Origin of the sequence: Maribacter litopenaei, from assembly GCF_025244665.1 — a bacterium.
In the GTDB taxonomy this organism is placed as follows: domain Bacteria; phylum Bacteroidota; class Bacteroidia; order Flavobacteriales; family Flavobacteriaceae; genus Maribacter; species Maribacter litopenaei.
In genome coordinates, this window is the sequence record NZ_CP104205.1 from 2,093,006 (window position 1) to 2,107,565 (window position 14,560).

Genomic DNA, 14,560 nt, shown 5'->3' on the forward strand with positions numbered 1-14,560 from the left:
TTATGGGTCATTTTTTTACGTGTGTCATCATTATTTTTAAATACACCACAACGGTTAGGATATGATTTCGTTGCGACGATTTCCGATAGGAAATTGTCGGTTAGAAATCGGGCCGTGTTAATGGTGCAATGTTTTAAAGTTACTTAGAATCTATCAATGAATTATAGCCGGTGTTGTAAGTAGTTTTTTCTGTCCGCTACTAACTTGGTTAATTTATCCAGTTTTGTTTGGTCAATTTTTGTCCAATCCGTTTTTTTATATTCCAGCGAATTGAACTTTTTCAAACTCCGATACATTGGTAAAATCACAGATTGAAAATCTCCATTCAGTTTATAAATCAGAGTGCGCTTTTTTGTTAATCCACCACTTTTTAAGATATTAAAGTCAATTTCTTTTCCACTTGGTTTTAGTCCAAAAATGTAAGATTCAGGTTCCAAGTCCCAGTTCATTTCTGTTTCAATTCCATTTAATGCTAAAATCAAAGATTCACAAAGTTGGTCAATCGGATTTTCAGGAATATTTGATGCATTAAATGTCAATGCAATGTCCGAAGTTTTCAATTTTGTCGGCAACCAACCACTATTAGGCATTCCAAAAGTCAGTTCTAATTTGCTCATTAAGTCTAAAATTTGATTCCGAAAAGCATGACAAATGCGAATATTAAACAAATGATGGCAAATACTCCGAGAAGATTTTCATGCCTTTAAAAATTCCAGGTGCTTTTTCAACTAATTTGGGATTGTGTTTATTGTGAAATTTTAATTGATATTTTACCATTATCTATCCTAAAAACCAAAAAAGGAAGGCAGCGAAAATGAAAAACAATGTTGGCTTTAGATTGTCCACTATATTTAATCAAAATTACTTACAACGGTTTGGATATGCGCAGTGTCCCGAAGGGCATTGCATATAGGTTTTGTTGGGTATAGTTTTTATTCTTTTATTTTTAATAATCTTGGAGAGTATTCTAGTATTTTTTCTCCAACTTCTTTGCTTATATCCAGTGCCAAGCTACTTAATGTGTCACTCGAAAATGATTCATGATATTTTGCACTTGTTTTAAAATCAGAATCATCTAAACTGAATAATTCGTACGCTCTTCCATCTTCCGTTTTTATAAATAAGTAGTAGCCGATTCTCCATAGGTCTCGACTCTTTTTAGGATTGAGGTGTAATTCATAAAATTGAAATGATAATTCTGATTCTTCATCACTTTCAGCATCGTCAAAACATCCTATTCCATCTAAATAATCGAAATCAGACCTATATTCTTCAAATGAGTCTAATTTTTCTTTGGAAGCTAATACTGCCAATCTTGGATACAAAGGCTCTAATACTTCATCAGTAAAATCTCCGTAGTAATCATTTCGAGATTCAAAGTGATAGTAATTTTTATGGAAACTCATTAATAGAAATCCAATATCATCAATATCCAATTTTGCAGTATCTATATTATTGGATATTTCCCTGATTAATTCATAACTAGGTTCGATTTTATGTCGTAACCAATGGGTTTTAATTTGAAGAAAGAGTTGTTCAAATCTATCCGCAGCAAAAAATCGTTCAATCAAATCCGGAAATTGAATTAATCTCCCTTTTAATTCTTCTCCTTCAATTACATTGATTTGGTACTGTTTAGTTTTCTGAATACTTTCTAGCCAAGTTCTAGCTGCAGTTGTAATGTAGGAAGAAACCAAAATTACCAAATATGATGGTTGTTCCGAATCTGCCCAGGCCATTTTTGAATTTAAATGTTCGGAGGTACACCACCGCTTGTATAATGCTTACATTCAAAGAACCACTTCGTACGTTGGTCTGATATTGGGTTGTTGAAATCAAAATATCCTTCAATATCTCGTCCATTATCAGCTCCACCTTGTCGCCATACGATTTGCCTATAACCATATTTCAATAATAGTTCAAAGCATAATCTCTCAAACTCATTTGGTGAGATTTTACTAAAGTCTATGTCGTCTGTTGAATATATCATTTTTTAAATGTGCCCAACGGTCTCGGCTATGAGTAGTTGCGTGGGCTAGCACTTAACTTTGCAAGTACACACCAAACTGAAAATCCGCGAGGATTTTCAGAAGTAGACGAGAACAAGCAATTACTTATAGCCATTGTTATGTAGCGGTTTTATTTATTTCTTTTTTTAGTTTGTCAATATAGCTTTTCGGATTTTTCCCCTCAATTATTCCATCTAATACAAATTCCTCCAAAAGTCCTAAACCGTAATCTACAGCAGGTTCTACTACAGGTTTGGCAGCTGCTCCAACTGCTCCTCCAATTGATCCAGCAATTAGAGTTCCTAATCCAGACATTGCTCCAAAAAGAAATGTGTTTTTAATTAATTTACCCTTTGTTGTCTCAAAAAATTTTTTTGCTCCAGCAACTTCATTTATGTAAGCCTCCGTAATTTCACTTGAATCCGAATTTTCCCCAACTTCATTTATCCATTTTCTGAAATATTTTGCACTTGATAAATGCCGTAGTTTGAAAATATCACTAATATCAAAACCTCCTTGATAGAACATAGCTTTTAGGTCAGGTGTATTTTCTATTTTAAGAATTTCCGAAACATTTTCTGAAATTTTATAAGCTTTTCCAATGTTCTCAAGGTTCTTTTTTGAAATTTCTAAATGTTCATAGTTATTGTAGCTTTTATATCCATTTTTAGCCGTAATAGAAGTGTCCAATACAGTATGTCCTAAATCAAAAAGAATTTTTCTTTCCTCCAAGTTTAAATCAAAAGGGTCTTTTTCAAAGGGAAGTCCTAAGTTTTCTAGATTATTATTTACGTAGGCATCAATAACAACTTTAGCAGCATTACTGCTTATTTCCAGTCCTTCATTTACAAGGTATTTTGGCACTATATTTTTGATTAGCCTATTTCTCTCTTTCTTGCTAAGTCCAAAGCGTACTAAAGCTCTGTAAATATTTATGCTTGGGTCAATGTCATCTCCATTTAAACTTCCTCCAACTATTGGTGGTTGAGTATAAATAACAGATTCGTCAATAGTTCCATCTTCTCTTTGTCTGCCAGTTCCTGTAAAAATTGCAGCTGATTTAATTGAAAAGAGTATATACCCACTTCTAATAAGTCGTTCTACTGTTTCAAGTCCAAGTTTTGAAATTAGAAAAACTAGAGTTAGATTATTTTTGTCCGTACTTAAAACAATCTTGTCAAAAAGTAAAAGTTGTTCAAATAAACCAGCTAGTATTTCAGACTCTTGTTGTGCAGTTAGTCTCGTTGTAGTTCCAAGTAATGAACCTTTAGTTATCGAATTATTAAATAGTACGTTTTTCAAATTTTCCTGGCTGTTAGTTTAAATGCTACATAACAATTGTATATGTGTATTAGTACCAATATTTCCTTTTTAGCACAACTACTTTAAAAATCCTACAAATAGTTGGCTTAAGCAAGGAAAACCACAAAATGGTGGAAATTTATAGTTGCCATTTTATTTCTTCGACCTTGGGTCAGTTCAATACTTGTTTGACTTTCTATCCTTTTTTATTTGTTTTATCATCTTTCCAAAGTCCTTGTCCTTTTTGCGCTTTTCGACAATAGTGGATTCATAGTGTTCCTTTTCCCGTTCCATTTTTAAAAAATTCTCAAAGGCGGCTGCATCAATCTCTCCCTTTTCCAAGGCTGTCTTTACGGCACAACCAATTTCCGTGGTATGCTGGCAATCTGAAAATTTACATTGCCGGACCAGTTTGTATATTTTTTCAAAGGTGTTTTCCAAGCCACCGTAACTTTCCGTGATACCCACCTCGCGCATCCCTGGGTTATCGATCAAGATGGCCCCTTGGACCATGGGTATCAATTCGCGATGGGTGGTTATATGTTTCCCGCGATTCACACTATCACTTATCTCTCCTATTTTCATCTTGCTTTCCCCGCTCAGGCTATTGATCAACGAGGATTTTCCCACACCCGAGGAACCCAAAAGACAATAGGTCTTTCCTTTGTACAAATACTTTTTCAACTCCTCTATCCCGTCATGGGTTTCATTGCTCAACGGAATGAACGGGACAGCTTTTATACGGTGGTTCAATTTTTCCAACAAGGTCTTTACCTCGTGCTTTTCAGCCAGATCTATTTTTGAAATAACGATAATAGGCGAAATGTGGGCCGCATGGCAAATGGTCAAGTAGCGCTCCAACCGATTTAAGCTAAAATCCCTATTGACCGATTGTACAATGATACTATAATCTATATTACAGGCAATGATCTGTTTTTCCCCGAATTTACCCACAGCCTGTCGCTCCAACACGGAATAACGGGGTAAAATGGCATGTATCAATGCCTTCCCTTCGTCATATTCCGAAATCGCCACCCAATCCCCCACCGCCGGAAAATCGTTCCTACTGGACGCCGAAAATCGCAAATTCCCGATCAGTTCCCCTTCCAATTCATGGGATTCCGTGCTAATGGTATATCGATCCTTATGTTCCTGGGTAACCCTACCGATACCGAAGGAACCCGGATGCAACCCTTGTCGCTGCTTTTCCAAATCATCGGTATATCCCAAATCTTCCAGTGTCATTTTTATCCTAATTTATTTCGAAGGTCATGTAGTAAAATCGAAATGACCCTTACAAAATTAAAGGTCCAAAGTCATATATACGGAGCTCGAAGGGCATATCTCCGAGAATTCCTTGGTGTTGGCAATGGAGGATGGGGCCTGAGAGCGTTCCGCCACAGAAAAACCAAAGTGCTTAAAATAGGCATCGGCCGTGGTGGTCAATAAATGCAACCTTTGAATTCCGTTCCTTTTACTGGCATCGCACAATGCATCCAGCAATTGCGTTCCAATACCCAAACCTTTATGTTCGTCGGACACCGCCAGGACCGTAACAGGCCATGAGTACCATAGGTTTCAATACCTATGCATCCCAGCAGCTTCCCATCCTTTTCCTTCGTAATGAATGCCACTTGGGATTCCTCCAAATCTTGGTAGGGAAGCTTGTTTTCCTTTAATAAGTCTTGAATGGGTTTTATATCCGTTACTGGCTTCATCATATGTTTTTTTTAGAAATTCTTTGTTGCCGATAGATTTTTCAAAACTAGATTCCTGAACTTCACTTTCAATTCATAAACCGACCCATCTTTTCATATTATTTCACCTGGCCCATCAGCACCTCAATGGATTTTTCCAATTGCTGATCTCGGCCTTTGGCAATGACCTCGGGTTGATTTTTAATGAGAATATCAGGATCAGTCTCATTGTTTTCCATCCACTCACCGGCCTTATTTTTGGCACTTACGGGCACAACGCCCCAAACACCTCCGTTCGGTAAGCGCTCCCAACCGGCAAAGCTGCAGGTACCCGGTACAGGCATACCCACCGTGGTCCCTATTTGCAGTTCCGTATAGCCACTGGCAAAACAGGAACCATCACTATACATGGATTCGTTGTACATGGCCAAGGTGGGTTTCGTCCAACGTGAGGTGGGCTCCCCTCCTACGACGCGATCCTCGGTTTCATAGGATAAAAAGGATTCCCCTGTAAAGAACATGGCCAAATCCGCAACTAAGTCGCCCCCTCCATTAAATCGGGTGTCTACGATTACCCCTTTTTTATCAAAGAACTTGCCCATCATTTCCTCATAAATGGAACGATAGGGCCCATCACTCATACCGGGAATATGCACATAGCCAAGGGTACCGTTACTCTTTTCCTTTACTTCCTTTTCGTTGGTCTCTACCCAACGATCGTATAGTAGTCCGCCCTCCTCATTTAAGGAAATGGGTTTTACGGTAATCTGTTTACGTCCATTGTCCTCGCCTAAAATATCCAACAACATGAATTCCCCTTCCTTGCGATTCAAGTAACTGGCCACATCCTTGGAAGGTAGTATGGTTTCCCCATTTATTTTTTCAATGATCATCCCAGGTTTTAAGTCAAAGCCGGCCTTATCCAAAGGTCCACCCTTGATTACCTCGGCAATCTTGATACCGTTTTCGGTATGGTCATAATCCATAAAAATTCCCAGGGAGGCCGTAGCGTCACCATTATCGATATTGTCGTTGTAGCGACCTCCTGCATGGGAAACATTCAGCTCCCCCAAGAGTTCCGAAATCATTTCAGCAAACTCATAATTATTGCCAATATACGGGAGGTACTTTTCATACTCGCTCCGCATGGCCTTCCAGTCGATACCATGAAAATTGGAGTGATAGAAAATACCATTGGTGCGTAACCAAATATGGTCGAACATATACTTTCGTTCGGCATCGGCATCCGAGAACCATTTCCGACTTCAACTTAACGGGTTCCCTTTTGCTAGCTTTCACATCTATTTTGGCAATACTACCGTCCGCCAATAAATACAGGTTTTCCTGTTTTTTGTCCCACTGCAGGCTACCGCTCTTCGCTCCAAGGCTGACCAGTTTTTTCGTCTCCTTGGTACGGATTTCGGTTTCCCAAAGATCTAAGTCTTCCTCAAAACGAGTGAGGTAATACAGCTTTTCCCCATCTTTGGACAACACCGCATCGCTCAGTTTGGAAGAATGTATCGTAAGGCGGGTCTTTCTGTCCTCGGTACCTTCCAAATCAAATTTCAAGGGTTTTACCGCCTCTTCTTTAGAATCATCATCTTTCTTCTTTTTCTTTTTATCCTCCTTGTCATCCGTCTTATCCTCCTCCTTTTTATCTCCCTCCTCAATGAGCTTCATTAAATCATATTCCTCTTTGGATAGATTGAATTTGTCCCAACCATCTTGGGTGAGGAACATGGTGTATACATCGAACTCCGACTGGCCACTCGTAGCATAGCTTTTTAATCCATTCCTGTTGGAGAACCAAATAATCTGGTTCCCATCCCCTATCCACTTGGGCTGCATATCATAATAGCCGCTTTCGGTAAGGTTTTTTCGGGTCTTGCCATCGGCAGAAATCAATAGAATTTCGCTATTACTCAAGGTCACTCCCCAATCCACCAACAACCATTTACTATCCGGACTCCATTGGTAGTATTTATCCCCGTCGGAGAAATGGTAGAGGTCTTTTGGGGTCAATAATGTCACCTCTTCGTTTGTTTTTAAGTTTTTGATTTTCAAGGTTCTACGCCCTTCGATGTAGGCTATTAAATTACCATCAGGCGAAAACTCGGCAAATACACATCCGTACTGTCGGTCAACAAGGTATCCTCCTCAACCAAGGTAGCTGCAAAAAAGTAGGGCTCCTCTTTTCGTTGCTTTACAGTCTTAAAAATAGACCATTTCCCATTTCGCTCACTGGCATAGGCGATTCCCTTTCCATCCGGCATGAATTTTAGAAAACGTTCCTGCTCCGGTGTATTGGTCAATCGTTTGGTCATAGTGCCATCCACGGAAGTGGCAAAAACTTCTCCACGGCTTATAAATGCTATTTCCTTACCATTGGGCGCTATATCCATCTCTCGAACACCACCATTAATGGATACATATTCCATAGCGTTCGTTGCGGATTGCGTACGGATGATAATATCCACTTTTTGCGGCTCAGACCCTTCTTCAAAAGTGTAGAGCTCCCCGTCATAGCTAAAGGCCATGATCCCGTTCCCAATGCTCAAAAAACGAACGGGATGGGTCTTGAAAGAGGTTAACTGTTCTTTATTTTCAGGATTGTTCAAATCCAATGAATGCACATTAAAAGTACCACTCTCCTCACTCAGGTAGTACAAGGTATTTCCGTCCTTACCATACACAGGATTACTATCCTCGCCATCAAAATTGGTCAGTTTGGTATGCGCCCCGCTTTCCTTATCATATATCCGGATATCACGTGTAATGGCGGAAGTGTGGTGCTTACGAAAAGTATCCTCAAAGCCCTTTTTATCATGATACACTAATTGGGTGCCATCGGAGTTCACCTGCACATCCTCCGCAGGGACCGTAAGCACTTTATCCACACGGCCACCGTTCACAGGAACGCTATACAGTTCCGGCTGCCTGCTCATAGGGTATTGGCGATGCTTTACATCGTCCTGCCTGGCCGCTCCAAAAAGGACACTTTTGCTGTCGGATGAAAAAGTATATGGTGTTTCATCATTACTATGGAAGGTCAATCGAGTCGCCTCCCCCCTCGGGCATTCATCACATAAATGTCGAAATTACCAAATCGGTTGGATGCAAAAGCCAAGGAATCCCCCTTTTTATTCCATATTACCTGATAATCATGGGCTTTATGAAAGGTGAGTTGCTGGGCAACGCCACCGTCTTTTGAAACCCGGTAAATATCCCCTTTGTAGGTGAAGGCAATGGTAGTACCATCGGGTGATATGGAAGGATAACGCAACCATTGAGGGTTGTCTTGGGCATTAATTTGAGAGGTAAAGAATAGGGTAATGGAAAGTAGTTGAAGATAGTTTCTCATTCTCGGTTTTTGCTTGGTTTTTAATCTTCGGAAGATAGGTAAATTGTGTGTATTTGTACCAAATATTTGTATACATGGTCAAGAATCGGCGATGCCTTTCAAAATTGTACCTATTTTCGTTTCCGAAAGCTAGTTACCATGGATGACAAAACCTATTGGACCCAAAGGTACGAGGCCGGTTCCACGGGATGGAACATTGGTTACCCCTCGACACCTATCAAGGAATTTGCGGACCAATTAACCGACAAAAACCAAAGGATACTAATCCCGGGTGCAGGAAATGCCTATGAGGCCGAATATCTTATTGAAAATGGATTTGAAAATATACATGTACTGGATGTCTCCGAAATTCCCTTGAACGAATTAAAAAATCGGAATCCGCGTTTCCCGGAAAACCAGATTTTACATGAAGACTTCTTTACCCACACCGGAACCTATGACCTTATTTTGGAGCAAACCTTTTTCTGTTCCTTGGTGCCTACGGACGAAAATAGAAGTCGGTACTTTGAACAAATGCACAGATTGCTAAAACCTGATGGAATCCTGGCTGGACTCTCGGTTCGATTTTCCCTTGACAGGAGATATGGAAAAACGGCCCTTTGGTGGCAATAAAGACCTTTACATGCGCTATTTAGCACCTTACTTTAACGTCCGAACTTTTGAATCCTGTTATAATTCCATTCCGGAGCGCCAAGGCAAGGAGCTATTTGGAATTTTTGAGCGAAACTAATCCGCTGTATTGGAAAATTATGGGCACATACCAAATAAGTTTGCGGTTTTTTACATCGGTCTTCCACTGCTTTTACCGTATCTTTAGGCGTATTGGTTCTATACCTGTGCGTATGAATTCTAAAAAATCAATCTCATGAAAAAATTAGCCATATTCGGTGCCCTTGTAATTATTGCATGGAGCTGTAAGCAAGAATCCAAGGAAGAATCGGATACTTCCATGGCCAAATCGGTAAAATCCTATACCATTGAACAGATGATGGACAATGAGGCCATTGGAGGCGGTAGTTTTTCACCTGATAATTCCAAGCTGTTAATATCCAGTAATCGATCCGGGATTTACAATATGTATACCATTTCAACGGACAGTGGGGAGATGGAACCCATTACGCAATCGGACAGTTCCTCTGTATTTGCCATTTCCTATTTCCCTAGGGACGAGCGCATGCTCTTTAGAATGGATGGCAATGGGGATGAAATCTATCATATTTATATCCGTAACCTGAGCGGCAGCTTTACGGATTTGACCCCTACCGAAGGAGCACGTGCCAGTTTTCATTCCTGGTCGGAAGACAAAAAGAGTTTCTTTTTTACTTCCAATAAAAGGGATTCCCGTTTTATGACCTGTACAAAATGGATTTTTTGGACTACAGACCGCAACTCTTGTATCAAAACGATGAGGGCTACGATATCGGGCCATTAAGTAAGGACCAAAAATACTTGGCGCTGTCCAAGTCGTTGAACACCAACGATTCCAATCTCTTTCTATATAATCTGGAAAACAAGGAAAAGACCCAGATCAACAAGGAACAAAGTGCCAATAACGGTCAGGATTTTACACCGGATGGTACGGCCCTTTACTATACAACCGATTTTGGGAACGAGTTTTCCTATCTCATGAAGTACGACATAACCACTGGTGAAAGTACTAAAGTAATGGAGCGTGATTGGGATATCATGGGCAGTTATTTCACCAAAGATGGTACCTATCAGGTAACCTATATCAACGAGGACGCCAAAAATGTTATTGAAGTAATGGAAACCGCCACAGGAAAGAATATAGACCTTCCCTCCTTCCCCAACATGGATATTACGAATGTGGGTTTTTCTGATGATGAAAATATGATGCGTTTTTATGCAGGTGGGTCACAAACTCCCAGTAATCTCTATGTGTATGATTTGGAGACCAAAGAACAGAAACAATTGACCAACGTGTTGAACACAGAAATTGATCAAAATGACCTAGTTTCCGCGGAGGTTATCCGATATGAATCCTTTGACGGACTGGAGATTCCTGCCATCTATTACAAACCCCACCAAGCATCCGAAGCGAACAAGGTACCTGCCTTGGTCTCGGGTACATGGTGGTCGGGTGGGCAATCCGGACAGAATTTCAGTTCTTTTATCCAATATTTGGTGAATCATGGTTATGCCGTGTTGGCTGTGAACAACCGAGGAAGTAGTGGGTACGGTAAATCCTTTTATAAAATGGATGACCTTAATCATGGGGACAAGGATTTGAAGGATTGTGTGGAGGGCAAAAATTGGCTGGCCTCCCAACCCGAAATAGACTCGGATAAAATTGGAATTATTGGTGGTTCCTACGGGGGCTATATGACCATGGCGGCCTTGACCTATACACCGGAGGAATTTGATGTAGGTGTGAATCTTTTTGGAGTGACCAATTGGATCCGAACGTTGCGCAGCATCCCACCATGGTGGGAATCCTTTAAGGATGCATTGTATTTGGAACTCGTGAATCCTAATAGCGCGGATTCGGTCAGATTAAGGGCCATTTCCCCGCTGTTTCATACCGACAAGGTCACCAAACCATTGATCGTGCTACAAGGATCCAAAGATCCCAGGGTGCTTCAGGTAGAATCTGATGAAATAGTGGCGGGCGTGAAAAAAAATGGCGTACCGGTGGAATACGTGCTCTTTGAGGATGAAGGCCATGGATTCGTAAAAAAAGAAAATCAAATAGAGGCCTATAGCAGGGTTTTGCAATTTTTGGATGTGTACCTAAAAGGGGATGAAGGAACTCCCATTAAGGACGGGGAATCCATAGAAAGTGATATTTAGATCAAAGTCCATTTTACATACTGAAGTGGTTTAAAGTTTTTGAATTGAAGCGAAAATTGATGATTTTGTGCCCATATAAAGGCTTTTTTGAGCTGCATAGCTGGGCTACGGAGCAATAAAAAGACAAAATATGGGTGCAAAGGGGCAATTTTTTAGCCAATTTGTAAAAGTTTAAACCACTTCACTTAATAAAACTTGAAGAAGCAGTATCTATGAGGAAATTACTATGGGTAGTATTGAGCATTATCTCCACAATGGCCGTGGCCCAGGAAAACGGCGAGGACAAACTGGGAAGCTGGCATATGTATTTTGGTACCAACCAAATTGCGGATAAATGGAGCATCCATACAGAGGCACAACTCCGATATTTTGAGCAAGCCAAAAACTTCAACCAGTTATTGCTACGAACAGGTCTCAATTATCATATCGATGGAAATGCCATCGCCACTGCCGGATATGCCTTTATTAAAACAGACCCCACATATTTTGAATCGGCCGTGCTAGACCTTGAAGAACCAGCTTCCGATAAGATTTCTGAACACCGAATTTTTGAACAATTCATTTTAAAGAATAAGGTTTGGGAATTGTTGTTTGAGCATCGGTATCGTTTGGAACAGCGTTTTATAACCGATAGTGACCTGAATACAAAAAGCACTCAGCACAGAACGCGCTATCGACTTCAAATGACAGTTCCGCTCACCGATATTTTCTTTTTGAATTTTTACGATGAAATATTTATCAATCTACAGAACGAAGCTTTTGACCAAAACCGATTGTATGCCGCAGTGGGGGTGAATGTTACAAACAATTTAAGTGTACAGGCGGGATATCTTAAAAACCATTTTAGAACCGTAAACTATGATCGTTTACAAGTGGCCGTTTTTTACAATCCGGATTTGCGTGGGCTTTTCGGTAAAAAATAGGAATTCCCAATAGTTTCCTTCCATATTCCAACAAATTACCGAATACTGTTAAAATGATTGGGATATGAGTTCATATAGCGCTGGGATTTTCTTAATTTTAACAAACGTAAATTTAAAACAAGAACAATTGAAATCCTCATTGAGGGTTTTGTTGTGGCAATTTAAATTAGCTAAGAAAGTAAATACTTAATTATCAATTCGTTAATATAAATTTAATCACATGAAAAAAGTAATAAAATTACCATTGGTCACATTGGCCCTTTTAGCGATCTTTAGTTGTAAAGAAGCAAAAAAGGAATCCAATGATGCCGCAAACGAAGCGGAAGAGGCAATGGAAGAGATGACAATGGAAGAAGAAGTACAATCCATTAAATTTATGATGGAGCCAAAAAGTGACAGTGGCGTACAAGGAGAGGTGGAATTCACGGAAGAGGACGGTGAGGTTAAAATGATGGCCTCCTTTACAGGTCTTTCAGAAGGTGAGCATGCCATTCACATTCACCAAACTGCGGACTGTTCCGCCGCCGATGGAACATCGGCAGGTGGACACTGGAATCCAACTAACGAACCGCATGGTAAGTGGGGAGCCAGCGAAGGCTATCATAAAGGTGACATTGGTAACTTTACCGCGAATGCCGATGGCACCGCAACAGTTGAATTTTCTACGACCAATGGTGTATTGGTTGTGAAGACCCCAATAAGAATATTGTTGGCAAGGCTGTAATAGTACACCAGGGATCAGACGATTTTACAAGTCAACCAAGTGGCGCAGCGGGAGCAAGAGTTAGCTGTACCGGCATTATTGAATAGGATTAAAAAAGATCAGGATAAAAGCCACCCTCAGCGGTGGCTTTTTTTATTTTTAATCGCTAAATTCACGGCTATGCAATTGGAACAATTGGTTGAGAAATTTCGGGAAAAGGATATGTCCGCTTTTGAAACCCTTTACGGTATGTATGCCGATAATATTTGCGGGGTCATCAATACCATTGTACGGAACGAAGCACGATCCCAAGAAATTTGTCAGGATGTATTTGTCAAAATATGGGACAATGCAACAACCTATAATGCTTCCAAAGGACGCTTTTTTACCTGGATATTGAATATTGCCAGGAATGCAGCCATCGATGAAATACGCAGTAGGTCGTATAAAAATGAAAAAAAGAACCTTTCCGCAGACTACTTCGTAAGTGTTTTGGAAAGTAAGGAAGAAGAAAGCGTAGATACGATGGAAACCAAGGGTCTTAGGAAATTGGTAAAAACCCTTAAGAAAAAATGTGTTCAGCTTATTGAGCTACTTTACTTTAGAGGATACACCCAAAAGGAAGCTGCCGAAGAACTGGCCATACCGGTGGGAACTGTCAAAACTAGAAATAGAAGCTGTATTTCCAAGTTAAGGGAAAATATGGGAGAAAGATAATGGATGTACAAGAATACATAGCGTCCGGAATATTGGAACTATATGTGGCCGGGATTCTTTCTGAAAAAGAAAACCTAGAGGTACATACCTATGCCCAAGAATATCCTGAAATCAAGGCTGAAATCGAAGCCATTGAAGCTGCGGTATTGGAAATTTCACATAAGGCCACAAACTTGCCTGCTAAGGGTTTTGAAACCCTTAAGCCCAGATTGGAAAATTCAGGAGAAACAAAGGTTATACCTATACAAAGAAAGCCTGTATCCTGGACAGCTTATATAGGTTGGGCCGCTTCCATTTTACTGGCTATTGGATTATTCGGGTATACAACCAAAACAAAGCACTGGAATCCGAATTAGAGTTGGTAGAAAGTCAAAATCAACAATTGGAACAGCAAATAGCCGATTCCAATACCTCCTTGGAAAAAACCCAAGACCTTTTGAATACCTTACGGGATCAAAATATTTCCGTCATCCCATTAGGTGGACAAGATGTATCCCTGCATTCCTATGCCAAGGCCTATTGGAACAAACAAGAGGAAAAAGTTTTTATAGATGCCCAAGGTTTACCGGAGCCACCGTAAGGATTTGTTTATCAAGTATGGTCGTTGAAGTTATCGCCATTGACACCAACAAGTATGGGATTATTAGAAGACTTTGCTATGGATGAAAATAAGGTGTTTACCTTAAACAACCCCAATGAATCAGAAGCGTTTGGTATAACATTGGAACCTGCTGGTGGTAGTGAATCCCCAACCCTGGAACAACTATACACCTTAGGTGTGGTTTCAGCATCCTAAACAATTTGATTATCTATACCTATCAGATAATCTAAAATTTACTATTTTTCCCGCATGGATTTGAAGAAACTATTTGGTACAGTACTCACCCTTCTAGGTATTGGTGGTCCGGTATATGCAGCCATTCTTTTTGGTAATGGTGCGGGAACAACAAAAGCATTGATCGTTTACGCTGTATTGGGAGGAATCTTTTTTTCTCTGGAATAGGGCTCATACGTACCACAAAAAGTAAGGAATAAAT

At 40.1% G+C, this 14,560-nt stretch carries 19 protein-coding genes and 1 pseudogene; 10 read left to right on the top strand and 10 right to left on the bottom strand.

The window, feature by feature from the left end:
* Positions 1–161 precede the first annotated feature (161 nt).
* The 10 genes from NYZ99_RS11260 to NYZ99_RS11305 form a co-directional block, all read right to left on the bottom strand.
* A complete protein-coding gene (locus NYZ99_RS11260; RefSeq protein WP_260571231.1) occupies positions 162–617 on the bottom strand; it encodes a hypothetical protein in 456 nt (151 codons plus the stop codon).
* Between the two features lie 315 nt (positions 618–932).
* Positions 933–1,739, bottom strand: coding sequence for a hypothetical protein (locus tag NYZ99_RS11265; RefSeq protein WP_260571232.1), 807 nt, complete (start codon positions 1,737–1,739; stop codon positions 933–935).
* Positions 1,740–1,747: 8 nt separating this feature from the next.
* On the bottom strand, positions 1,748–1,990 hold the full coding sequence (locus NYZ99_RS11270) for a restriction endonuclease (protein ID WP_260571234.1): 243 nt from the start codon (positions 1,988–1,990) through the stop codon (positions 1,748–1,750).
* Between the two features lie 136 nt (positions 1,991–2,126).
* Positions 2,127–3,311 (bottom strand): hypothetical protein, encoded by a 1,185-nt coding sequence (locus NYZ99_RS11275; protein WP_260571235.1) that lies wholly within the window; start codon positions 3,309–3,311, stop codon positions 2,127–2,129.
* Positions 3,312–3,488: 177 nt separating this feature from the next.
* On the bottom strand, positions 3,489–4,556 hold the full coding sequence (gene rsgA / locus NYZ99_RS11280; protein ID WP_260571236.1) for a ribosome small subunit-dependent GTPase A: 1,068 nt from the start codon (positions 4,554–4,556) through the stop codon (positions 3,489–3,491).
* A 57-nt stretch (positions 4,557–4,613) separates the two neighbouring features.
* The gene (locus NYZ99_RS11285) at positions 4,614–4,853 is read right to left on the bottom strand and encodes a GNAT family N-acetyltransferase (RefSeq protein WP_420845120.1); all 240 of its coding nucleotides are present in this window, start codon (positions 4,851–4,853) and stop codon (positions 4,614–4,616) included.
* 274 nt (positions 4,854–5,127) lie between these two features.
* Positions 5,128–6,231: a S41 family peptidase gene (locus tag NYZ99_RS11290; protein ID WP_260571237.1), complete on the bottom strand. Its 1,104-nt coding sequence runs from the start codon at positions 6,229–6,231 to the stop codon at positions 5,128–5,130.
* Positions 6,140–7,072: a TolB-like translocation protein gene (locus NYZ99_RS11295; protein WP_260571238.1), complete on the bottom strand. Its 933-nt coding sequence runs from the start codon at positions 7,070–7,072 to the stop codon at positions 6,140–6,142. Before NYZ99_RS11295 ends, NYZ99_RS11290 begins: the two co-directional genes overlap by 92 nt.
* A gap of 26 nt (positions 7,073–7,098) precedes the next feature.
* Positions 7,099–8,061, bottom strand: coding sequence for a hypothetical protein (locus NYZ99_RS11300; protein ID WP_260571239.1), 963 nt, complete (start codon positions 8,059–8,061; stop codon positions 7,099–7,101).
* Positions 8,058–8,369 carry a hypothetical protein gene (locus NYZ99_RS11305; RefSeq protein WP_260571240.1) on the bottom strand — a complete coding sequence of 104 codons (312 nt, stop codon included), beginning with the start codon at positions 8,367–8,369 and terminating at the stop codon, positions 8,058–8,060. The genes NYZ99_RS11300 and NYZ99_RS11305 overlap by 4 nt, the downstream gene beginning before the upstream one ends.
* A gap of 138 nt (positions 8,370–8,507) precedes the next feature.
* Here NYZ99_RS11305 and NYZ99_RS11310 point away from each other — a divergent pair, with 138 nt between their 5' ends.
* The 10 genes and pseudogenes from NYZ99_RS11310 to NYZ99_RS11345 all read left to right on the top strand — a co-directional run bounded on the left by NYZ99_RS11310 (position 8,508) and on the right by NYZ99_RS11345 (position 14,526).
* Positions 8,508–8,981: a methyltransferase domain-containing protein gene (locus NYZ99_RS11310; protein ID WP_338038973.1), complete on the top strand. Its 474-nt coding sequence runs from the start codon at positions 8,508–8,510 to the stop codon at positions 8,979–8,981.
* Positions 8,982–9,234: 253 nt separating this feature from the next.
* The gene (locus tag NYZ99_RS11315; RefSeq protein ID WP_260571241.1) at positions 9,235–9,801 is read left to right on the top strand and encodes a TolB family protein; all 567 of its coding nucleotides are present in this window, start codon (positions 9,235–9,237) and stop codon (positions 9,799–9,801) included.
* Entirely contained in the window at positions 9,732–11,180 is a 1,449-nt protein-coding gene (locus tag NYZ99_RS11320; RefSeq protein ID WP_260571242.1) for a S9 family peptidase, read from the top strand. The genes NYZ99_RS11315 and NYZ99_RS11320 overlap by 70 nt, the downstream gene beginning before the upstream one ends.
* A 212-nt stretch (positions 11,181–11,392) precedes the next feature.
* Positions 11,393–12,103, top strand: a complete 711-nt coding sequence (locus tag NYZ99_RS11325) for a DUF2490 domain-containing protein (RefSeq protein ID WP_260571243.1) — start codon at positions 11,393–11,395, stop codon at positions 12,101–12,103.
* 220 nt (positions 12,104–12,323) lie between these two features.
* Positions 12,324–12,913, top strand: a pseudogene (locus NYZ99_RS11330) (superoxide dismutase family protein).
* 73 nt (positions 12,914–12,986) lie between these two features.
* A complete protein-coding gene (locus tag NYZ99_RS11335; RefSeq protein WP_260571244.1) occupies positions 12,987–13,523 on the top strand; it encodes an RNA polymerase sigma factor in 537 nt (178 codons plus the stop codon).
* The gene (locus NYZ99_RS21865; protein ID WP_338038974.1) at positions 13,523–13,879 is read left to right on the top strand and encodes a hypothetical protein; all 357 of its coding nucleotides are present in this window, start codon (positions 13,523–13,525) and stop codon (positions 13,877–13,879) included. Before NYZ99_RS11335 ends, NYZ99_RS21865 begins: the two co-directional genes overlap by 1 nt.
* A gap of 26 nt (positions 13,880–13,905) precedes the next feature.
* A complete protein-coding gene (locus NYZ99_RS21870; RefSeq protein ID WP_338038975.1) occupies positions 13,906–14,103 on the top strand; it encodes a hypothetical protein in 198 nt (65 codons plus the stop codon).
* A gap of 54 nt (positions 14,104–14,157) precedes the next feature.
* Positions 14,158–14,319 carry an anti-sigma factor gene (locus NYZ99_RS21875; protein WP_338038976.1) on the top strand — a complete coding sequence of 54 codons (162 nt, stop codon included), beginning with the start codon at positions 14,158–14,160 and terminating at the stop codon, positions 14,317–14,319.
* A 54-nt stretch (positions 14,320–14,373) separates the two neighbouring features.
* Entirely contained in the window at positions 14,374–14,526 is a 153-nt protein-coding gene (locus NYZ99_RS11345; protein ID WP_260571245.1) for a hypothetical protein, read from the top strand.
* The last annotated feature ends 34 nt before the right edge of the window (positions 14,527–14,560 follow it).